Origin of the sequence: Pseudomonas sp. HY2-MNA-CIBAN-0224 (assembly GCF_040310285.1) — a bacterium.
GTDB classification, from domain to species: Bacteria; Pseudomonadota; Gammaproteobacteria; order Pseudomonadales; family Pseudomonadaceae; genus Aquipseudomonas; species Aquipseudomonas helleri.
Genome location: NZ_JBEOPQ010000065.1, coordinates 1 through 21986, shown reverse-complemented (window position 1 = coordinate 21986; position 21986 = coordinate 1). Strand labels below are relative to the sequence as shown.

19 protein-coding genes are annotated in these 21986 nt (G+C 59.6%); 9 read left to right on the top strand and 10 right to left on the bottom strand.

What is annotated here, in order from left to right; translation table 11 throughout:
* Positions 1-8: 8 nt before the first annotated feature.
* From tldD to mreB, 8 genes are all read right to left on the bottom strand, one after another.
* Positions 9-1451, bottom strand: coding sequence for a metalloprotease TldD (gene tldD / locus AAEZ03_RS21940; protein WP_350581523.1), 1443 nt, complete (start codon positions 1449-1451; stop codon positions 9-11).
* A gap of 62 nt (positions 1452-1513) precedes the next feature.
* Entirely contained in the window at positions 1514-2362 is an 849-nt protein-coding gene (locus AAEZ03_RS21935; protein ID WP_350581520.1) for a carbon-nitrogen hydrolase family protein, read from the bottom strand.
* Between the two features lie 63 nt (positions 2363-2425).
* A complete protein-coding gene (locus AAEZ03_RS21930) occupies positions 2426-6238 on the bottom strand; it encodes a YhdP family protein (RefSeq protein ID WP_350581517.1) in 3813 nt (1270 codons plus the stop codon).
* A gap of 75 nt (positions 6239-6313) precedes the next feature.
* Complete coding sequence (gene rng / locus AAEZ03_RS21925) at positions 6314-7771, bottom strand: ribonuclease G (RefSeq protein ID WP_048368382.1); 1458 nt, start codon at positions 7769-7771, stop codon at positions 6314-6316.
* Between the two features lie 53 nt (positions 7772-7824).
* A complete protein-coding gene (locus tag AAEZ03_RS21920; RefSeq protein ID WP_350581513.1) occupies positions 7825-8433 on the bottom strand; it encodes a Maf family protein in 609 nt (202 codons plus the stop codon).
* Between the two features lie 52 nt (positions 8434-8485).
* Positions 8486-8974, bottom strand: coding sequence for a rod shape-determining protein MreD (mreD, locus tag AAEZ03_RS21915; RefSeq protein ID WP_048368384.1), 489 nt, complete (start codon positions 8972-8974; stop codon positions 8486-8488).
* Positions 8974-10044 carry a rod shape-determining protein MreC gene (mreC, locus tag AAEZ03_RS21910; protein ID WP_082148638.1) on the bottom strand — a complete coding sequence of 357 codons (1071 nt, stop codon included), beginning with the start codon at positions 10042-10044 and terminating at the stop codon, positions 8974-8976. The genes mreD and mreC overlap by 1 nt, the downstream gene beginning before the upstream one ends.
* 143 nt (positions 10045-10187) lie before the next feature.
* Positions 10188-11225, bottom strand: a complete 1038-nt coding sequence (gene mreB, locus AAEZ03_RS21905) for a rod shape-determining protein MreB (RefSeq protein WP_002555108.1) — start codon at positions 11223-11225, stop codon at positions 10188-10190.
* Positions 11226-11435: 210 nt separating this feature from the next.
* Between mreB and gatC the strand changes: the two genes are divergently transcribed.
* The 7 genes from gatC (at position 11436) to AAEZ03_RS21870 (ending at position 18231) form a co-directional block, all read left to right on the top strand.
* Positions 11436-11723, top strand: a complete 288-nt coding sequence (gatC, locus tag AAEZ03_RS21900; RefSeq protein WP_350581509.1) for an Asp-tRNA(Asn)/Glu-tRNA(Gln) amidotransferase subunit GatC — start codon at positions 11436-11438, stop codon at positions 11721-11723.
* Between the two features lie 15 nt (positions 11724-11738).
* A complete protein-coding gene (gatA, locus tag AAEZ03_RS21895) occupies positions 11739-13190 on the top strand; it encodes an Asp-tRNA(Asn)/Glu-tRNA(Gln) amidotransferase subunit GatA (RefSeq protein WP_262124750.1) in 1452 nt (483 codons plus the stop codon).
* A 10-nt stretch (positions 13191-13200) separates the two neighbouring features.
* Positions 13201-14646 carry an Asp-tRNA(Asn)/Glu-tRNA(Gln) amidotransferase subunit GatB gene (gene gatB, locus AAEZ03_RS21890; RefSeq protein ID WP_048368388.1) on the top strand — a complete coding sequence of 482 codons (1446 nt, stop codon included), beginning with the start codon at positions 13201-13203 and terminating at the stop codon, positions 14644-14646.
* A gap of 139 nt (positions 14647-14785) precedes the next feature.
* On the top strand, positions 14786-15157 hold the full coding sequence (locus AAEZ03_RS21885; protein WP_350581505.1) for a septal ring lytic transglycosylase RlpA family protein: 372 nt from the start codon (positions 14786-14788) through the stop codon (positions 15155-15157).
* 51 nt (positions 15158-15208) lie between these two features.
* Entirely contained in the window at positions 15209-16249 is a 1041-nt protein-coding gene (locus AAEZ03_RS21880) for a calcium/sodium antiporter (protein WP_350581531.1), read from the top strand.
* Between the two features lie 11 nt (positions 16250-16260).
* The gene (locus AAEZ03_RS21875; RefSeq protein WP_350581503.1) at positions 16261-16641 is read left to right on the top strand and encodes a carboxymuconolactone decarboxylase family protein; all 381 of its coding nucleotides are present in this window, start codon (positions 16261-16263) and stop codon (positions 16639-16641) included.
* A 105-nt stretch (positions 16642-16746) separates the two neighbouring features.
* Positions 16747-18231, top strand: coding sequence for a PhoPQ-activated pathogenicity-related family protein (locus tag AAEZ03_RS21870; RefSeq protein ID WP_350581501.1), 1485 nt, complete (start codon positions 16747-16749; stop codon positions 18229-18231).
* A 2-nt stretch (positions 18232-18233) separates the two neighbouring features.
* On the opposite strand, the gene AAEZ03_RS21865 is transcribed toward AAEZ03_RS21870, so the two are convergent.
* Positions 18234-19175 carry an AEC family transporter gene (locus AAEZ03_RS21865; protein WP_350581498.1) on the bottom strand — a complete coding sequence of 314 codons (942 nt, stop codon included), beginning with the start codon at positions 19173-19175 and terminating at the stop codon, positions 18234-18236.
* A gap of 91 nt (positions 19176-19266) precedes the next feature.
* Positions 19267-19824: a hypoxanthine-guanine phosphoribosyltransferase gene (locus AAEZ03_RS21860; RefSeq protein WP_123749601.1), complete on the bottom strand. Its 558-nt coding sequence runs from the start codon at positions 19822-19824 to the stop codon at positions 19267-19269.
* A 166-nt stretch (positions 19825-19990) separates the two neighbouring features.
* On the opposite strand from AAEZ03_RS21860, the gene upp reads away from it, so the two are divergent.
* Both upp and AAEZ03_RS21850 read left to right on the top strand, forming a co-directional pair.
* Positions 19991-20626, top strand: a complete 636-nt coding sequence (upp, locus tag AAEZ03_RS21855) for a uracil phosphoribosyltransferase (RefSeq protein WP_048368393.1) — start codon at positions 19991-19993, stop codon at positions 20624-20626.
* Positions 20627-20630: 4 nt separating this feature from the next.
* The gene (locus AAEZ03_RS21850) at positions 20631-21905 is read left to right on the top strand and encodes a uracil-xanthine permease family protein (RefSeq protein WP_153350723.1); all 1275 of its coding nucleotides are present in this window, start codon (positions 20631-20633) and stop codon (positions 21903-21905) included.
* Positions 21906-21986 lie beyond the last annotated feature (81 nt).

Sequence of the window (21986 nt, the reverse complement as noted above, 5' to 3'; positions counted from 1 at the left end):
GCTCTTCATCAACCGCCCGTACCGCCTACGGTAATTGCATCAATTTTCAGGGTTGGCTGCCCGACACCGACCGGTACCGACTGCCCATCCTTGCCACAGGTTCCGACGCCGCTGTCCAGCGACAGGTCGTTACCGACCATCGACACCTTGCTCATCGCTTCCGGCCCGTTGCCAATCAGGGTCGCGCCTTTGACTGGGCGAGTGATTTTGCCGTCTTCGATCAGGTAAGCCTCGCTGGTGGAAAACACAAACTTGCCGCTGGTGATGTCGACCTGACCACCGCCCAGATTGGCGCAGTAAATGCCCTTTTTCACCGACGCAATGATTTCGGCCGGATCACTTTCGCCACCCAACATGTAGGTGTTGGTCATGCGCGGCATGGGCAAGTGCGCATAGGATTCGCGACGGCCGTTACCGGTGCGTGCGACGCCCATCAGGCGCGCATTGAGCTTGTCTTGCATGTAGCCCTTGAGCACGCCGTTTTCAATCAGCGTGGTGCACTCGGTCGGGGTGCCTTCGTCATCGACGCTCAACGAGCCACGGCGACCGGCCAGGGTGCCGTCATCGACGATGGTGCACAGTTTGGAAGCAACCATTTCGCCCATGCGGCCGCTATAGGCCGAGCTGCCTTTACGGTTGAAGTCGCCTTCAAGGCCGTGCCCTACCGCTTCGTGCAGCAATACGCCCGACCAGCCGGAGCCCAGGACCACTGGCATGGTGCCCGCAGGGGCCGGCACGGCTTCGAGGTTGACCAGCGCCTGGCGCAGCGCCTCACGGGCGTAGCCCATGGCGCGGTCGTCGGTCAGGAAGTAACGGTAGTCGGTACGGCCACCGCCACCATGGCCACCGCGCTCGCGACGGCCATTTTGCTCGACGATCACACTGACATTGAAACGCACCAGCGGGCGCACATCGGCTGCCAGGCCGCCGTCGGTGGAGGCCACTAGAATGCGCTCCCACACCCCGGCCATGCTAACGGTCACTTGCTGGATGCGTGGGTCCAGGGCGCGGGTGGCCGCATCGACGCGCTTGAGCAACTCGACTTTTTCGGCGCGGGTGATGACGTCCAGCGGGTTATCCGGGGCGTACAGTTGCGCCACGTCCTGGGTTGTAAAGGCTTGCACCGTGCCGTTTTGCCCGGCACGGGAGATGGAACGGGCAGCCCGCGCCGCCAGCCCCAAAGCTTCCAGGGTGATGGCATTGCTGTAAGCAAAACCGGTTTTTTCACCGGACTGGGCACGCACACCAACACCCTGATCGAGGTTGAAGCTGCCTTCTTTGACGATGCCGTCTTCCAGTGCCCAGGATTCGGAAATCTGCCCCTGAAAATACAAATCTGCCGCATCAATGCCCGGCCCGGCCAAGTCACCCAATACGCCTTGCAGGCTGTCGAGGGTGACACCGCCCGGTGCCAATAGGTGTTCGCTGACTGAGGTCAACAACTCGCTCATATTCACTCCGTCTTGGCCCTTGCTTCAGCATCATGGATGCACTGAACCCACGGGCCTGAAAATTAGTCCTGCTGTGCAGGTCGCTGTGCGCCCTGCGAAAAAAACCGCCGGTGGTTCACCACCGGCATGCGCGCCCTGATGGCGGCTTGTTCGTCGGCATCACGCGCGGCCAGCAATACGCCCTCGCCTTGCGCCTGTTCCGCCACCACCCGGCCCCACGGGTCGATGATCGCCGCATGCCCGTAGGTTTCACGCGGCCCCGGGTGAACACCGCCCTGGGCAGCGGCCAGTACATAACATTGGGTTTCGATGGCCCGTGCCCGAATCAGAATGTCCCAATGTGCGGCGCCGGTCACGGCGGTAAAGGCCGAAGGCGCGGTGATCAGCTCAGCCCCGGCAGCGCGCAATTCGCTGTACAGCTCCGGGAAACGCAAGTCGTAGCACACGGTCAGGCCCAATTTGCCCACCGGCGTATCGGCCACCACCACACGCTCACCGGGCGCGTAGTCATCCGACTCGCGGTAACGACCCCGGCTATCAGACACATCCACATCAAACAAATGCAGCTTGTCGTACCGCGCGGCTTGCTCACCGTCGGCGTTGATCAACAATGAACAGGCATTGACCTTGGCGTCTGGCTGACCCGCTGGCGGCAGCGGCAAAGTGCCCGCCACTATCCATAACTTGAGGTCGCGCGCGGTCTGTTTCAACCATGGCAGGATCGGACCTTCGCCCAATGCCTCGGCGCGCCCCACATCAGCGATATCGCGACGGCCCATGGCAGCGAAGTTTTCCGGCAGCACCGCGAGCTGTGCACCGCGTTGCGCCGCGTCTTCAAGCAAGCGCCGGGCCTGAGCCAGGTTGGCCAGCACATCGCTCTGGCTAACCATTTGAATCACTGCAAACGACATGACGCCCCCTTGATGGACTGTGTAGACAGTGCCCCTACCGGCACTGCCGTGGTCATGCTACTCCTAGTTTTTCTCAAATGGCTTGTCGAAGGTGATTTTCGGGTCGTTCCATGGGCCTTGAATGCTGTATTGCACGCTGGCGAAACGCGACACCTGATCACCGATCAGCTTATTGAGCAGGAACATCGCACCGCCCGCCGCCGGGCCGCCCACCAACAAGGCCGCCAGGGGCAGGTTGTTGGTCACGGGCAAGGTCACCAGCAGTTTCGCATTGACCTGCTCAGAGACCATGTTCAAGGTGCCACTGAGTTCAAGGTTAGTCGACGGGCCGGTCATGAGGATCGGCGAGGTGGTGCGGTATACACCGTTGTTGGCGGTCAGGAAGCCTTTGACCCGGTCGTAGCTCAGCCCTTTGCTGAACAGGTCCGAGAAGTCCAGGCGCAGACGCCGGCCAATAGCGTTGAAGTTCAGCAGGCCAAAAATACGCACCACCTGTGTGCTGCCGTCGACCTCAACAAAGCGGCCTTTATTCAAGGTGGCATCGAGGGTGCCAGAGAACCGGTTCAGGCCAATCCAGGCCGGCGAGCCCGGCCAGCGGCCATCGATATCGACTTTGAAATCCTCACTGGTCACGCTTGGGGCAAAACCCCAGCCCTGCAGGACGTTAGCCAGGTTGCCACCGCCAATCCGGCCCCGGTACCAACTGTTGCTGGCTCCGGCCACGCCTTCCCAGCCGCCCGAGCCTTCGAGCAGCAAGCCCTTGAGGCCCAGGCTCAGGTTATTGAGGTTAATCCCGCGTGTGGTCGGCCTGATGTTGAGCGACCAGGCGCCGAGCAAATCAGCGCCCTGATAGAGCTGGCGAATGATGATGTCGAGTGCCGGGATCTTGCGCGGATCGACCGACGCCAAAGGGTCCGGCGCATTGGGGTCGCTGACCGCTTTAGGGTCTGGCGCCGGGAGGCGGATGGTTTGCATCGTCACTTTGATCGGCGCGTTCTTCGCATCCGGCAACGTGACAGCGCCCGTCGCCTGTTTGCTGTTGATGTTAAGGTCCCAGGCCGCCCCGCTGCGCTTCATTTGCAGCCGCACCTGATCAAGCTGAGTGCCGAAGGCGATGAGCTTATTCACTTTGAAGTCGGCACTGCTAAGCAGTTGTTTGGCGCTGCCGCCCGGGTCTTTGCCCGCATAGCGCTCGGCCAGTGCCTGCCACGGGGCAACGTCCAGTTCTGACAACACACCGCGAATGCGCAAGCCTTTGGTCACCGGCAACACCGGGTCGCCATACCCCAGGAACAACTCACCCCGGCCGTCTTCAAACTTGCCATTGGGGGCGGCAAAGGTCAGGTTCGCCAAGTCACCGTAGTCAAACCAGTAACGCCGCTCAGCCCCTTGCAAGGTCATGCGAAACACCGCGTCGCGGCTTTCATTGGCGGCCAGGCCAAACGGTGCTGGCAAATCGATAGTCGCCCCTTTGAGTGACGAACTGACCCGCAACTGGCTGTCGGCATCGTCCAGGGTCAGTTGCAACTGATAAGGCAGCATCCCGGACACCGGGATCGGCTGATTGAACTTGAGCCAGTCGGTCAGTTTTTTAACCCCGACCTGACCGCTTGCCACTACGCGGGTACTCAGCTTGCCCGACTTGCCCTCGGCAAAGATTTGCGCCTTGATCGGTTGGTCGAATGCGCGACCGCTGATGGCTTTGCCGCTCAGGCCCTTGGCGCTGTCGAAGCGGAAGTCGCCCTTGAGTTGGGTCAGTTCAAGTTCTGGATCACTGATTTTCAGGCGGGCCTTGTCGGTGTTGAAATCCACTACGACTTTCGGTTCTTCGCCATGTTCCAGCGGGATATCGAGATCAACGCGGCCCTTGAGCGAGCCCTCGCCTTGCCAGCCGGCAAAGGTTGATTCAGTGCCAATCGGCGCTTCTTGCAAGATTTTCAGGCCATCGCCCAAACCGCCGTCGAAGTCACCGTCCAAAAACAAGTGAGAGACTTTGCCAGCGTGGACGTGAGGGATATTGACCGCGACGTTGCGCACTTTGGTGTCGAGCAACAGGCCTTTGCTGGCCATGATCCGCACACCGCTGTCTTCGATAAACACGTCACCGGAGACATCGCGTACATGTGGCCAGCCGGGCTGGAACGCCAGCTCAGCACCATGGACCTTGAAGAACAGGCTGATGTTACGCGCCGCGTCCACGGCATCGTGGTCCAGTGAGCCTTGGTACTGGAAAAAGCCCTCTTCGACCGAGCCTTTTAGAATCGCCGTGCTCAACCACTCGGACAGCGCAGGGCTCAAGACGGCCGGCAGGTATTTGGGGGTGAATCGACCATCGCCATCGGTCAGACCGACGCGCAGGTCCATGTAGTCTTCCTGAGAATGATCCATGTGGATGCGGATCAGGAAGTCAGCGGCAATTTTGCCCTCTTCGCCCAGCACCTTGATGTAGGGCGCGATCAAGGTGAAGCTGTTTTTATCCAGCGTCCATTTGAGCAAGGCATTGGCTTGCAGGTACTGCCAGGGCTTGTCGAAAATCGGGTCCAGGTGCAGGACAAAATCTTTGCTGTCGAGGCGCAATTCGCCCTTGCCCAAGTCACCACTGATCAGCCCGCTGACGTTGCGCGCCGCCGGTGCCCCGTGGGTGGCATTGAAACCCACTTGCTGCAAGTTGGCGGCGAAGCTGATTTTTTGATCGTCGGTCGCATTCGGCCGGTAGTCGGCCAGGACGTTGCGCAAGGTGCCGGTGACGCTCAGTTGGTCAATCACCTTGGCAACGGCTTCTGGCACCGGCGCCAGCGAATCCATTAACGGGGTGATCGGTGTCAGGTCCAGATGATCAGCCTGTAAATGCCAACGTTCCTGCTCGCCCTCAGTGGCGGCGAACTGTTGCAACTGCAGGCGGGTTTCCCAGCGCTTGTCAGCGATGTTCATTGCCAGTGAATCGAGGGTAACCGTGAACCCCTGTTTGCCACGCTCGACCCAGGCATGCAGCGCCAGGTTGTCGAGGGTTTCGGCTTTGCGATCGGCATAGGCACCGCTCAGCTTGGGCGCATTGAGACGCGCCACCGCGCTTTGCACGGTGCCATGGCCCCAGTTGAACCAAAACTCGCCACCGGCTTTTAATTCAGAGACTTTCCACGGCTGGATCAGGCTGGCCGGCAGCCATTTGGCCCAATCACTCTGCGGCAAGCTCAGATAGGCCTGAGCGGCACCGTCACGCCAGCGGCTGGCCTGGATCTGGGTCTTGAGGCTCAGCGCCAGCGGCTGGCCGTCGGGCAGGGTCAACCGCGCATCCAGACGCTGGTCAGAAGCCCCCACGTCCAGTGTCAGCCCGACATAGGTCAGGGTCATCGGGGCATGATTGAAGGGTTCGAGGGTCACCTGGCTGTCGAGGACCGACACCCGCGCCACCCGCTGCAATTGATTCAGCAGTTGCTCGGGGTCCAGTGGCTGATCGTCCTGCACCGGCAGCCCTTCCAGCGCCCAATGGCCGTCCTTGTCCTGACGGGCGCTCAGTTGCAGGCCGCCCAGTTGCACGCTGGCAAGCCGCACATCGCGATTGATCAGGCTGGCCCAAACATCGGGCACCACCTTCACGTTGTCCAGCCGCAAGGCATTGCTGCCCTCGCCGACCATCACGTCGTGCGCCAGCAATACCGGCGCCATGCCCTTCCAGCTGCCTTCAAGGCTGCCAATGGTCAACGGCATGCCCAAGGCATCACGGGCCTTGGTCTGGATTTCTGCGCGGTATTCGGCAATCAGAGGCGTCAGCTCACGACCCAAGCTGACGTAGAGCGCCGTGAGCACCAGAACCAACGCACATAGACCTAATCCCCAGCGGGTCAGCGCGGCAAAAAAGCGTGTCAGACGCTCCATGTCAGGTGGCCCCTTCAGTGATGGTCGAGGGGGCTGCGGCCAGCCCCCAGTCATGCGGATACGCGTTCAGATACTTCAGAGCAGTACCACGTCGTATTGTTCCTGGGAGTACTGAGTTTCTACTTGAAAACGGATGGTACGCCCGATAAATCCTTCCAGCTCGGCGACGTTGCCCGACTCTTCGTCCAGCAAACGGTCAACAACACGCTGGTTGGCTAATACACGATAGCCAACGGCTTGGTACGCGCGGGCTTCACGGAGAATTTCGCGGAAGATTTCGTAGCAAATGGTTTCAGGGGTTTTCAGCTTGCCGCGCCCCTGGCAGCACACGCAGGGTTCGCAGAGCACTTGCTCAAGGCTTTCGCGGGTGCGTTTGCGCGTCATCTGAACCAACCCCAACTCGGTGATACCGATGATGTTGGTCTTGGCGTGATCACGTTCCAGCTGCTTTTCGAGGGTGCGCAGCACTTGGCGCTGGTGCTCTTCATCTTCCATGTCGATGAAGTCAATGATGATGATGCCGCCCAGGTTACGCAGGCGCAGTTGCCGGGCGATGGCTGTTGCCGCTTCGAGGTTGGTCTTGAAGATGGTTTCTTCAAGGTTGCGATGGCCCACGAACGCGCCGGTGTTGACGTCGATGGTGGTCATCGCTTCGGCCGGGTCGACTACCAGATAACCACCCGACTTGAGCGGCACCTTGCGGTCCAGCGCTTTCTGGATTTCGTCCTCTACGCCATACAGGTCAAAAATCGGCCGCTCGCCGGGGTAATGCTCAAGGCGGTCGGCGATTTCCGGCATCAGTTCAGCCACAAACTGGGTGGTCTTCTGGAAGGTTTCTCGCGAATCGATACGGATTTTTTCGATCTTCGGGCTCACAAGGTCACGCAAGGTGCGCAACGCCAGGCCCAAGTCTTCATAGATAACGCTCGGTGCGCCCGCCGTTTTGATCTGCAGACCGATCTGGTCCCACAGACGGCGCAAGTAGCGAATGTCCATCAGGATCTCATCCGCCCCGGCGCCTTCAGCGGCCGTGCGCAGAATAAAGCCGCCCGCTTCCTTGATGCCTTCTTGCGCCACACAATCACTGACCACCTGCTTGAGGCGCTCACGTTCGGCTTCGTCTTCGATCTTCAGCGAAATACCGACATGAGCGGTGCGCGGCATGTACACCAGGTAGCGCGAAGGAATCGACAGCTGCGTGGTCAGGCGCGCGCCTTTTGACGCAATCGGGTCTTTGGTGACTTGCACCACCAGGCTTTGGCCTTCGTGCACCAGCGCGCTGATGCTCTCAACGGCCTGGCCTTCACGCAGGGAAATTTCAGACGCGTGAATAAAGGCGGCACGGTCCAGCCCGATGTCGACAAAGGCAGCCTGCATGCCGGGCAACACCCGCACCACCTTGCCTTTGTAAATGTTGCCAACTATGCCACGGCGCTGGGTACGCTCGACATGCACCTCTTGCAGAACACCGTTCTCTACCACGGCCACGCGCGATTCCATCGGCGTGATGTTGATCAGAATCTCTTCACTCATGGCTGGGTCTCTTTCAGGCGTCATAGCATTAGTGCCAAGTCATGTAAGGCGCGTTATTCAGCGCTCGATAAGGTTTGCCAACAGGGTATGCCGAATTGCCCGAGCAGTTCTGCGGTTTCGCACACGGGCAAACCCACAACCCCGGAATAACTGCCATTAAGGCCCGCCACAAAAACCGCGGCCAACCCTTGAATAGCGTAGCCACCGGCTTTGTCCTGAGGTTCCCCACTGGCCCAATACCGGGCGGCTTCTTGCTGGCTGATGGTTCTGAAACTGACCCGGCTGCGCACCACACGGGTTTCGCAACGCTCGGCCGCCAGAATGGCAATGGCCGTCAAGACTTCATGCTCCCGGCCAGACAACGCCATGAGCATAGACAAGGCATTGGCCTCGTCGACCGGTTTGCCGAGAATCTGATCATCCAGTACGACGGCGGTGTCGGCGCCCAATACACAGAATGGCGCGCTTACCGAGGACCCGAGCAGGTGCTCGCGCCCCGCACGGGCCTTTGCTCGCGCTAGGCGCTCGACATAGGCCGCTGGGCATTCGTCAGGGAGGGGAGTTTCGTCTATGGAGGCGCTGACCACCTGGAACGGCACGCCGATTTGAGTCAGTAACTCGCGGCGGCGTGGTGAGCCAGAGGCCAGAAAAAGCGGAGTCATCAAGACATCTCCCTGTCTACGTGCACAAACCAGGAAATGGCTCGCGATCCAGTCAATTGATTTTGAAACGTCGGCGCAAACCGCGCAGCCCGTAGCTCACCCATGGCCACAACAGCGCGCTGACCAGCGCTGGCAATACCAACGCCAGCGTGGGCTGGCGATTGCCGGTCAAGGCACTCAGCCATAGCTGAGCCAGTTGAGCCAGGCCAAATATGACCAGGATCACCAGGCTTTGCTGCCACATCGGGAACGTGCGCAACCGTTGCGCCAGCGACAATACCAAAAAGGTGATGAGGGTCAGAATCAATGCATTCTGGCCCAGCAAGGTGCCGTACAGCACGTCTTCCATCAAGCCCAGGCACCAAGCGGTGACCATGCCCACCTTGTGCGGCAAGGCCAGGGCCCAGAATGCCAGCAACAGGGCCAGCCACAACGGGCGCAGGATTTCCATGAACTGCGGCAACGGCGAAACGCTGAGCAACAGGCCGATGGCAAACGTCAGCCAGACAATCCAGCCGTTTCGCGAATGAGTGCCCGCCATTATTCCCTCTCCCGAGTAGTGGCCGGCGCAGCGGCTGGCGGCTTGGCTGCGGCGGGTACAGGTTTTTTCACGGTCTTGGGATCAGTTGCAGCCGGGGCTGGCGTCACCGCTGGCGCGGCGGCAGGGGCAGCAGGTGCAGCGGCCGTTGGCGCTGGCTTAGGCACAGTGGCCGGCACCACCGGAGGTGCTTCACCCCGCTGCTCGGCCTCTTGGGCTTGAGCGGCGTCATTGGCGCGTTCTTCAGGGGTTCGGCTGTCGCTGAACACCAGCAGCAGATAGCGGCTGCGGTTCAAGGCGGCAGTCGGCACAGCCCGCACAATGGCAAATGGCTGGCCCGAGTCATGAATGACTTCTTTGACCGTGGCCACCGGGTAACCGGCCGGGAAGCGTTGCCCCAGGCCTGAGCTGACCAGCAGGTCGCCCACTTTGATATCCGCCGTGTCGGCCACGTGACGCAGTTCAAGCCGCTCTGGGTTACCCGTGCCGCTGGCAATGGCGCGCAGGCCGTTGCGATTCACCTGTACCGGAATGCTGTGGGTGGTGTCGGTGAGCAACAGGACGCGCGAGGTGTTCGGCATCAACTCGACCACCTGCCCCATCAACCCGCGTGCATCGAGCACCGGCTGCCCCAGCACCACGCCGTCGCGCTCACCCTTGTTGATGATGATGCGATGGGTGAACGGGTTCGGGTCCATGCCGATCAACTCGGCCACTTCAACCTTTTCGTTCACCAGCGCCGAGGAGTTCAACAACTCGCGCAGGCGAACGTTCTGCTCGGTCAAGGCCGCCAGCTTTTGCATGCGACCTTGCAACAGAAGGTTTTCAGTTTTGAGCTTCTCGTTTTCAGCCACCAGTTCGGTGCGACTGCCAAATTGGCTGGCAACCCCCTGAACCAGGCGTTGCGGCAAATCGGTCACCCAGTAGGTTTGCATCAGCACCAGCGACATCTGGCTGCGCACCGGCTTGAGCAACGTGAAACGGGCATCTACCACCATCAGCGCGACCGATAGCACGACCAGCACCAATAAGCGCACGCCCAATGAGGGGCCTTTAGAAAAGAGCGGTTTAATAAGCCGCCCCTCCCGGGCAAGTGTTCAATGTATTCATACGGCGTTAAAGCGGCCTGGATGAAGATTGGCAAAAGATAAACGCCAAAAGGCAGCACTGCAAAGTGCTACCTTTTGGTGATAACCATTGGCCTGCACCGGCGATCTTATTCGCTGGAGAGCAGGTCCATTGTGTGTTTATCCATCATTTCCAGCGCACGGCCACCACCACGGGCAACACAGGTCAGCGGGTCTTCGGCAACGATCACCGGCAGACCTGTTTCCTGGGCCAGCAGCTTGTCGAGGTCACGCAGCAAGGCGCCACCACCGGTCAGTACCAGGCCACGCTCGGCGATGTCCGAAGCCAGCTCTGGCGGAGACTGCTCCAGTGCGCTTTTCACGGCCTGAACGATAGTTGCCAGCGACTCTTGCAGAGCCTCGAGCACTTCGTTGGAGTTCAGGGTGAATGCACGTGGAACGCCTTCTGCCAGGTTACGGCCGCGTACGTCGACTTCACGCACTTCACCGCCCGGGTAGGCTGTGCCGATTTCCTGCTTGATGCGCTCAGCCGTCGACTCGCCGATCAGGCTGCCGTAGTTACGACGCACATAAGTGATGATCGCTTCGTCGAAGCGGTCGCCGCCAACCCGTACGGATTCAGCGTAAACCACACCGTTCAGGGAGATCAGCGCGATTTCAGTGGTACCACCACCGATATCGACGACCATCGAACCGCGTGCTTCCTCAACCGGCAAGCCAGCACCGATGGCCGCGGCCATCGGTTCTTCGATCAGGAATACTTCACGGGCACCGGCACCGAGTGCCGACTCACGAATGGCGCGACGCTCTACCTGAGTCGATTTGCACGGTACGCAAATCAAAACCCGAGGGCTTGGCTGCAAAAAGCTGTTTTCATGCACTTTGTTGATGAAGTACTGCAGCATCTTCTCGCAGACGCTGAAGTCGGCAATCACGCCATCCTTCATCGGACGAATGGCAGCAATGTTGCCAGGTGTACGGCCGAGCATGCGCTTGGCCTCGGTGCCGACGGCAACGACACTTTTCTGGTTACCGTGTGTCCGAATAGCCACAACCGATGGCTCATTCAGGACAATACCGCGCTCACGCACGTAAATAAGGGTGTTGGCAGTGCCCAGGTCGATGGAAAGATCGCTGGAAAACATGCCACGCAGTTTCTTGAACATGGGAAAGGGACCCTAGGCAACGCGTGGGTAAAAAAGTGCGGCAAACTCTAACAACGACAGGGATTTTGGGCAAGGCGCCAATATGTTAAATTGACCGCTTTTCCGTGCACCAACCCCCACAATCGCGGCCATATGACCGTAGAAATGCGGTAGTGTTCCGACAATCTAACACACGGACACCATCCGTCCTGTTTTCCACTGGAGAATCCCATGGCGCTAGAACGCTCCGACGTGGAAAAAATCGCACATTTGGCCCGTCTGGGTCTCAATGATGCCGATCTCCCACGCACCACCGAAGCCCTTAATAGCATTCTGGGGCTGATTGATCATATGCAGGCTGTCGACACCACCGGTATCGAGCCGCTGGCCCACCCACTGGAAGCCAGCCAGCGCCTGCGCGCAGACGTCGTGACTGAAAGCAATCATCGCGAGGCTTACCAGTCCATCGCACCAGCGGTCGAAAACGGCCTCTATCTGGTTCCGAAAGTCATCGAGTAAAGGGAAAGAGCCTGCATGCATCAATTGACTCTGGCCGAGATCGCCCGCGGACTCGCCGATAAAAAGTTTTCTTCTGAAGAGCTGACCAAGACCTTGCTGGCACGTATCGCCCAGCTCGATCCGCAGCTCAACAGCTTCATCACCCTCACCGAAGACCTCGCCATCGAGCAGGCCAAGGCTGCTGACGCACGTCGCGCCAACGGTGAAAGCGGTGCCCTGCTGGGCGCGCCGATCGCGCACAAAGACCTGTTCTGCACCTTGGGCGTACGCACCAGCTGTGCCTCGAAGATGCTCGACAACTTCAAGGCACCGTACGACGCCACCGTGGTTGCCAAGCTCGCCGAGGCTGGCGCGGTCAGCCTGGGCAAGACCAACATGGACGAGTTCGCGATGGGCTCGGCCAACGAATCGAGCTACTACGGCGCAGTCAAAAACCCGTGGAACCTTGAGCACGTACCTGGCGGTTCATCGGGTGGTTCGGCTGCCGCCGTTGCCGCTCGTCTGTTGCCGGCAGCGACCGGCACCGACACCGGCGGTTCGATCCGCCAGCCCGCTGCGCTGACCAACCTTACCGGCCTCAAGCCGACGTACGGTCGGGTATCGCGCTGGGGCATGATCGCTTACGCCTCCAGCCTTGATCAGGGCGGCCCCTTGGCGCGCACCGCTGAAGACTGCGCGATTTTGTTACAAGGCATGGCTGGCTTCGATTCTAAAGACTCCACCAGCATCGACGAACCGGTGCCGGACTTCAGCGCCGACCTCAATACCTCGCTCAAAGGCCTGCGTATTGGTGTGCCTGCCGAGTTCTTCAGCGAAGGCCTCGACCCGCGCATTGCCGAACTGGTGCACAACAGCATCAAAGAGCTCGAAAAACTCGGCGCGGTGATCAAAACCATCAGCCTGCCCAACATGCAGCACGCGATTCCTGCGTACTACGTGATCGCGCCCGCTGAAGCGTCTTCCAACCTGTCGCGTTTTGACGGCGTGCGCTTCGGCCACCGCTGTGAAGACCCGAAAGACCTGACCGACCTGTACAAGCGTTCGCGCGCCGAAGGCTTCGGCCCGGAAGTCCAGCGCCGGATTCTGGTCGGTGCCTACGCCCTGTCGGCCGGTTACTACGACGCTTACTACCTGCAAGCGCAAAAAATCCGTCGCCTGATCAAAAACGACTTTGTCGCAGCCTTCAACGAAGTCGACGTCATCCTCGGCCCAACCACGCCTAACCCGGCCTGGAAAATCGGCGCTAAAAACAGCGACCCGGTGTCTGCCTATCTGGAAGACGTGTACACCATTACCGCCAACCTCGCGGGCCTGCCGGGCCTGTCGATGCCAGCCGGTTTTGTCGATGGCTTGCCCGTCGGCGTGCAGTTGCTTGCGCCGTACTTCCAGGAAGGCCGCTTGCTCAATGTCGCTCACCAGTATCAGTTGAACACTGACTGGCACACGCGCTCACCTGCCGGCTTCTGAGGACAAACATATGCAATGGGAAGTTGTGATCGGGCTGGAAATTCACTCCCAGCTCGCCACCCAATCGAAGATTTTCTCCGGCAGCGCCACCACGTTCGGCGCTGAGCCGAACACCCAGGCTAGCCTGGTTGACCTGGGCATGCCGGGTGTTTTGCCGGTGCTGAACCAGGAAGCCGTGCGCATGGCCGTCATGTTCGGCATCGCGGTTGACGCCGAAATCGGCCAGCACAACGTATTCGCACGTAAAAACTACTTCTACCCGGACCTGCCGAAGGGCTACCAGATCAGCCAGATGGAACTGCCGATTGTCGGCAAAGGCCATTTGGACATCACCCTGGAAGACGGCACCGTCAAGCGCGTCGGCATTACCCGTGCGCACCTGGAAGAAGATGCGGGCAAAAGCCTGCACGAAGACTTCAGCGGCTCGACCGGCATCGACCTCAACCGTGCAGGCACCCCGCTGCTGGAAATCGTTTCCGAGCCGGACATGCGCAGCGCCAAAGAAGCGGTTGCCTACGTCAAGGCCATGCACGCGCTGGTACGCTACCTGGGCATCTGCGACGGCAACATGGCTGAAGGCTCGCTGCGTTGCGACTGCAACGTGTCGGTACGCCCGGTCGGCCAAGCCGAGTTCGGCACCCGCTGCGAGATCAAGAACGTCAACTCGTTCCGTTTCATCGAGAAGGCGATCAACAGCGAAGTGCAGCGCCAGATCGAACTGATCGAAGACGGCGGCAAAGTCATCCAGCAAACGCGCCTGTATGACCCGAACAAAGACGAAACCCGCGCCATGCGCAGCAAAGAGGAAGCCAACGACTACCGTTACTTCCCGGACCCGGACCTGCTGCCGGTGGTGATCGAAGACTCGTTCATCGAAGACGTGCGCGCCACCCTGCCGGAACTGCCACCGCAAAAGCGCGAGCGCTTCCAGTCGCAGTTCGGCCTGTCGGCCTACGATGCCAGCGTTCTGGCCTCAAGCCGCGAACAGGCAGACTACTTCGAAAAAGTCGTGAGCATCAGCGGCGACGCCAAGCTGGCGGCCAACTGGGTGATGGTTGAGTTGGGCAGCCTGCTCAACAAGCAAGGCCTGGACATCGACCAGTCGCCGGTCAGCGCCGAGTTGCTGGGCGGCATGCTGCTGCGCATCAAGGACAACACCATCTCCGGCAAAATCGCCAAAGTGGTGTTTGAAGCGATGGCCAACGGCGAAGGCACTGCTGACGAAGTCATCGACAAGCAAGGCCTCAAGCAAGTCACCGACAGCGGCGCCATTGAAAAGGTGCTGGATGAAGTGTTGGCGGCCAACGCCGAGCAAGTTGAACAGTACCGCGCGGCTGACGAAGCCAAACGCGGCAAAATGTTTGGCTTCTTCGTCGGGCAGGCCATGAAAGCCTCCAAAGGCAAAGCCAACCCGCAACAAGTCAACGAACTGCTCAAGAGCAAGCTCGAAGGCTAAACGTAAAACATGTAGCCGCTGCCGCAGGCTGCGAAAAGGGCCGCAGGACCTTCGCCTTTAAAAGCGGGTCGCTTCGCGCCCATCGCAGCCTTCGGCAGCGGCTACAGGTTATTCAAACCGCTCATACAGGATTCCCCCCATGAAGCGGCTACTCGGCGCCTGCGCCCTGCTCGGCTTGCTCACCGGCTGCGCCAGCCACGACATAGACCCACGCGGCTATGACGAAACCGGCGTTGCCTCTTATTACGGCGCTCGGCACCACGGTAAACGGACTGCCAGCGGCGAACCCTTCGACCAAAACGCCCTCACCGCTGCCCATCGCAGCCTAGCCTTCGGCTCACGGGTCGTGGTTACCAACCTCAGCAACAACAAAACGGTGGTGGTACGCATCAATGACCGGGGCCCGCATACTCACGGCCGTCTGATTGATCTTTCGCGCCAGGCCGCCCAGCAGTTGGGTATGCTCAGCAGCGGCACGGCCAAGGTGCGGGTTCAGGGTTTAAGTGACTAAGCAATGGAGTGAATCACCATTTTGGGGTTAAGCGCGTTATCACCGTGGAACCTGCTGCAACTGCTCTGCGGTCTCGCCATGCTGATTGCTGGCGCCGAACTGCTGGTGCACTGCGCGGTGCGCATGGCCGCCAACCTGAAGGTTCGCCCCCTGCTGATCGGCTTGACCGTGGTCGCCTTCGGCAGCAGCGCCCCGCAAATGACCGTCAGCCTGCAAGCTGCGTTTAACGACACACCGGACATTGCCGTCGGCAGCGTCATTGGCAGCAACATTTTCAACGTCCTCGTCACCCTCGGCCTGTCGGCACTGATTATCCCCCTGCGCGTGTCACGCCAACTGGTGCGGCTCGATATCCCCTTGATGATCATCGCCAGCGCGCTGGTATTCGGCCTGGCCCTGAGCAAACAACTGGATCGCCTCGATGGCGCCATTCTGCTGGTCGGTCTGGTGATCTACCTCGGCTTGCTGATTCGCCAGTCACGCCACAGCGGGCACCATCATGCCAGCCACGACCGACCGCCAACGTCATGGCCGGTCAACGTTCTGATGATGCTTACGGCCTTGGTCTTGCTGGGCGCTGCCGGGCATTTGTTACTGGACGCCGCCGTCGGCGTGGCCACCGAACTGGGGCTGTCCGAGCGCATCATCGGCCTGACCATCATTGCCGTCAGCACTTCGCTGCCGGAGCTGGCCACCTCTCTGATTGCAGCCTTTCGCGGGCAACGCGAAATTGCCGTCGGCAATGTGATTGGCAGCAACGTCCTCAACCTGCTCGGCGTGCTCGGCCTCACTGCGCTGATCAGCCCCGAACCGCTGTCGGTATCACCCAACGCCCTGGCTTTTGACCTGCCGGTGATGCTAGGCGTCGCCGTGTTGTGCCTGCCGGTGTTCTATACCGGCTACCGCGTCACCCGCGCCGAAGGCTTGCTGTTTTTGGGGCTGTACCTGGCGTATGCACTGCACGTGGTGTCGTTCACCACCGGCATGCCGCTGGCGGGCAGGCTCGAACACCTGATGCTGTTTTACATCTTGCCGGCGCTGCTGGTGTTTCTGCTGTTCAGTACCCTGCGCGCCTGGCGACGACAACACTGAGGAGTTTTGCGATGGACAACAAAAAGACCGGACTTGAAATGCGCCGCCAGGTGATGGGCGATGAGTTTGTCGACCGTGCACTGGGCAATGCCACCGACTTCACCCAACCACTGCAAGACTTCGTCAACGAACACGCCTGGGGCGGCGTGTGGAATCGCGAGGGCCTGTCGCTAAAAACCCGCAGCCTGATCACCCTCGCCACCCTCACCGCGCTCAAGTGCCCGCAAGAACTCAAAGGCCACGTACGCGGCGCGCTGAATAACGGCTGCACCGTCGATGAGATCCGCGAAGCGCTGCTGCACTGCGCGGTATACGCCGGCGTACCGGCGGCCATTGATGCGTTTCGGGCGGCCCAGGAAGTGATCGACGCTTACGCCTCTAACACGAAGTAAGACCTACAAAAAACGCAGACACACCTGACAGAACGCATCGGTTTAATCACGTAAAAAGGTTCGCAGTGAGCGCGATCAGCGCTCGAACCTTTTAACGAGATAACGATGACTTCATTCAAACACCTCGCCTTACTGCTGCTCCCAGCGCTGCTGGTCAGCGGCTGCACACACGCCTCCCCCGCCGACAACGCGATGGCCTGTTTTGAAAACAGCGGGCAGGACTTCAGTAAAGTCCTGAGTTGCTACAAACAGGCCGCCGCGACCCAGCCTCTGGACTACACGCCGACAGGGTCGACGGCCTTTCCCGGCGTTGAGAAACGCAGTTTCCAACTAAAATCACAAACGTGGAGCGGGCACGGCTATGCCAGCCCTGCCGAATGGGAGCATACGGTCGACATTTACATCCCCGAGGCCGCCCTGCACGGCAAGGCGTTGCTGATCGCCAATAACGGCACCAACGTCCCGACCGCAGACAAGCCGATATCAGCCCCCACCGACTTCACCCAGGCAATGGCCCTGGCTGTAGCGGAGCAAACAAAGACCATCGTTATTTCGGTCAGTAACATTCCTAACCAATACCTGACCTACAGCGACGACGGCGTACCGCGCCGCGAAGACGACAGCGTGGCCCATAGCTGGGCGCTGTTTTTACAACATCCCGAGAACCGGCCGTTTCTCTCGCTGCATGTGCCCATGATGCAATCGCTGGTTAAAGCGATGGACCTCGCACACGCTGAGCTAAAACCCTGGCAGATCGAATCATTTATTGCTGCGGGGGCGTCCAAACGCGGCTGGGCTGTCTGGCTGACGGCACTGGCAGACACACGGGTCAGCGCCATTGCTCCGTTCGTGATCGATATCCTCAATACCCATGCCGCTCTGGAACACACCTACAACGCTTACGGCAAAAGCTGGCCGCTGGCGTTCAAGGCTTACCATCACGAAGGGATCACCCGGCAGTTGGCAACAGCCGAGTTCGCACAGTTGATGCAGATAGAAGACCCGATGCTCTACGCGAAAACTGAGGCAGGCGAGCGGCTGAGCATCCCGAAGTACATCGTGAATGCCAGCAGCGATGACTTTTTCTTACCCGACAACGCACGCCTGTACTTCGATGAATTGCCCGGCGAAAAAATGCTCCGCGTAGCGCCTAACGCCAGCCATTACGGGATCACGGCGTTTGTTGAACATTCACTGATCGCCTTCACCAACCGCCTGCAGCAACAGCGTCCGCTGCCCAGCCTGAAAAGCGTGGTTCAACCTGAAGCCGGGGGCGCACGCCTGGCGATGAACTTCTCCGAACCGCCCACCAAACTGGTGCAATGGCGGGCGCACAACCTCACCGATCGTGACTTCCGCCAGCCGTGCGGCATTCACTATGAGGCCACCGATATCAGCCTGCCCGAGGGGCAAGAGCTCAACGTTGCGCTCCAAACACCTGAGCAAGGCTGGAGCGCCACGTACGTGGAGGCGACGATGGCGGATGGCCTGGTGATCAGCACACCGGTGCAGGTGCTACCGCAGACCTACCCCACCTGGACACCCAAGCAAATCGAGCCGGCGTGCAAGAACCTGCTGGACGGCGCCTGAGGCTAGATCCAGCCACCCCATTGCAATACAAAGATCCCGATATTGGTCGTGATGGCCGCCATCAAGGTGGTCATCACGATAATCGACGCGGCCAGTTCGTGGTTGCCGTTGGCTGCGCGCGCCATGACGTAGCTGGCGGCGGCTGTCGGGCTGGCGAAGTACAGGAACAACGTCCCCAGCTCCGGCCCGCGAAAGCCCAAAAGCCACGCCCCCAGTGTGGCCACCAGCGGCAGGCTGATCATTTTGACCAGGCTGGCACTCAACGCCAGATTGCCGCTTTTGCGCAAGGACGCCAGCGACAAGGTGCCGCCAATGCAGATCAGCGCCAGCGGCAAGGTCATGGACGCCAGGTATTCACCGGAGGCCTGCAACCAGCCCGGCAGAGTGATCTTGAACACCGCAAACGGGATCGCCGCCAGCACGCTGATAATCAGCGGGTTTTTCACCACACTTTTGCAGACGCTCCACGGGTCGGACTTGATCACCGGGCTGTACACCGCCAGCACAATCGTCGACAGGGTGTTGTACAACAGGATCACCAACCCCGCGAGCACTGCCCCCAGCGAGATGCCGTAGTCGCCATACATGCTGGCCGCCAGGGCCAGGCCGATCACCGCGTTGTTGCCGCGAAATGCGCCTTGGGTATAGATGCCGCGATCTTCACGCGGGCAACGCCAGATCGCCCAGCCCCAGGCCAGGCCAAAACATACCAGTGTCGCCAGAGTGAAATAGCCCAGCACCTTGGGCTGCATGGCGGTTCTGAGGTCGGCGTGGACAATCCCCAAAAACAACAACGCCGGCATGGTGACGTTAAACACCAGTGCCGACGCCGTGTGGATAAAGTTGTCGTTAATCCAGCCCACCCGCTTGAGCACAATGCCCATAAAGAGCATGGCAAACACCGGGGCGGTGATCGAGAGGGTCAGAAAAAAGATAGCCAGCATGCAAACACGCTCGTGTGAGGTCGTTAAAAAACTAATGCATGTGCCAGAAACTGGCTGAAGCTTCCCCGCAAGGAAGCTTCATCACTTGGGCTTACAGACCTTTAACGGCGTAGATCCCGGCAGCGTTGCGCCAGTAGCCTTTGTAATCCATGCCATAACCGAAAATATAACGGTCAATGCACGGCAGGCCGGCGTAGTCGGCTTTCAGGTCCGGACTGGCCTTGCGGTCGTGGTCTTTGTCGATCAGCACCGCGGTATGCACCTGACGGGCGCCTGCGTGTTTGCAGAAATCAACGATCGCGCTCAGGGTGTGGCCCTCATCGAGGATGTCATCGATGATCAGCACGTGACGGTCCATAAAGGACACTTCTGGCTTGGCTTTCCAGAACAGGTCGCCGCCGCTGGTTTGGTTGCGGTAGCGGGTCGCGTGCAGGTAAGACGATTCAAGCGGGAATTTGAGGTGGGTGAGCAGCTTGCCGGCGAAAATAAGGCCGCCGTTCATCACACAAAAAACCACTGGATTGAATTCAGCCATTTCAGCTGTGATCTGCGCGCCAACGCGGGCAATCGCTGCCTCAACCTCGGCTTCGGTGTACAGGCAGTCAGCCTCTCGCATGACTTGACGGATATGCTCGAGATCAGCAGACATGACGCTCTCCAGGGGGTGGTTTGCCAGAAAAGCGGGCAAAGGTACGCACACGCATGGCTCAGATCAAGCATTTATGGACTAACGTGCATTAATGTTTGTAGGACATCACCCCGGATTAGATTAATCTAGGCCGCTTTTTTTGCCTGCCCAACCGGAGCCTTTACTTATGCCCATCCGTGAGATCCGCCATCCGCTGATCCGTCACAAGCTCGGCCTGATGCGCCGTGCAGACATTAGCACGAAGAACTTCCGTGAGCTCGCCCAAGAAGTCGGCGCCTTGCTGACGTACGAAGCCACCAGCGACCTGACCCTCGAAACCTACGAGATTGAAGGCTGGAGTGGCCCTGTCCAAGTTGAAAAAATTGCCGGTAAGAAAATTACCGTCGTGCCTATCCTGCGCGCCGGTATCGGCATGCTGGAAGGCGTACTGACCCTGATTCCAGGTGCCAAAGTCAGCGCTGTCGGCGTTGCCCGTAACGAAGAAACCCTGCAGGCCCATACCTATCTGGAAAAACTGGTTCCAGAAATCGACGAGCGTCTGGCGATGATCATCGACCCGATGCTGGCCACGGGTTCGTCCATGGTTGCCACCATCGATCTGCTGAAAAAAGCCGGCTGCAAAGAGATCCGCGCCATGGTGCTGGTCGCTGCCCCAGAAGGGATTGCCGCCGTTGAAAAGGCTCACCCGGACGTGACCATCTACACCGCGTCCATCGATCACCGTCTGGACGAACACGGCTACATCATTCCGGGCTTGGGCGATGCTGGCGACAAGATCTTCGGCACCAAGCAAAAGGATTAATCACATGCAGGACGAGTTCAACGACCCACTCTGGCGCCAGATCATCTCTGGCGCGCAGATGTTGTTCGTGGCTTTCGGCGCCTTGGTATTGATGCCATTGATTACTGGCCTCGACCCTAACGTAGCGCTGTTCACGGCGGGTCTCGGAACTCTGCTGTTCCAGATTGTGACCCGCCGTCAGGTACCGGTCTTTCTGGCTTCGAGTTTCGCTTTCATTACCCCGATCATTCTCGCCAAGGGCCAATTCGGTCTGGCCGCGACCATGGGCGGCGTGATGGCAGCCGGTTTCGTGTACACCTTTCTCGGTTTCGCGGTAAAGCTTAAAGGCACCGGTTTTATTGATCGCCTGCTGCCACCTGTGGTGATCGGCCCGGTGATTATTTCGATCGGTCTGGCGATGGCGCCCATTGCTGCACACATGGCCATGGGCCGTGCTGAAGACGGCACCGAGCTGATCCACTACCAAACAGCCATGATGATCTCGATGCCAGCGCTGCTGACCACCTTGATCGTGGCCGTGTTCGGCAAAGGCATCTTCCGCCTGGTGCCGATCATTGCCGGTGTGCTGGTGGGTTTTGCGATGGCGTTTTACTTTGGCGTGGTCGACACGGCCAAAATCGCCGCCGCGCCATGGTTTGCCCTCCCGCACTTCACGGCCCCCGAGTTCAACTGGCAGGCGATTCTGTTTATCGTCCCCGTGGCCCTGGCCCCGGCCATTGAACACATTGGCGGCGTGATTGCCGTGGGCAGCGTGACCGGTCGCGACTACCTGAAAAAGCCGGGCTTGCACCGCACCCTGTTCGGTGACGGTCTTGCGACCACCGCCGCAGGCTTGCTGGGTGGCCCACCGAATACCACCTACGCCGAAGTGACGGGCGCGGTGATGCTGACCAAGAACTACAACCCGAAAATCATGACCTGGGCGGCGATTTTCGCCATCAGCCTGGCCTTTATCGGTAAGTTCGGCGCATTGCTGCAAAGCATTCCGATACCGGTGATGGGCGGGATTTTGTGCCTGTTGTTCGGTTCGATTGCTGCGGTCGGGATGAACACCCTGATCCGCCATCAGGTTGACCTGAGCGAAGCGCGCAATTTGGTGATTGTGTCGGTAACCCTGGTCTTCGGGATTGGCGGCGTGCTGATCGGCACAGGGATGGGCCCTGAAGACTTCGGCCTTAAAGGCATCGCGTTGTGCGCTATCGTAGCGATTGCACTCAACCTGCTTTTGCCGGGCAATGACAGCTGGAAGAACAAGAAAGGTGATGAGCCGATTATTTAAATCGGCTTCACCCTCCCCCCTGTAGGAGCGAGCTTGCTCGCGATCTTTAAAAGATCAAAAGATCGCGAGCAAGCTCGCTCC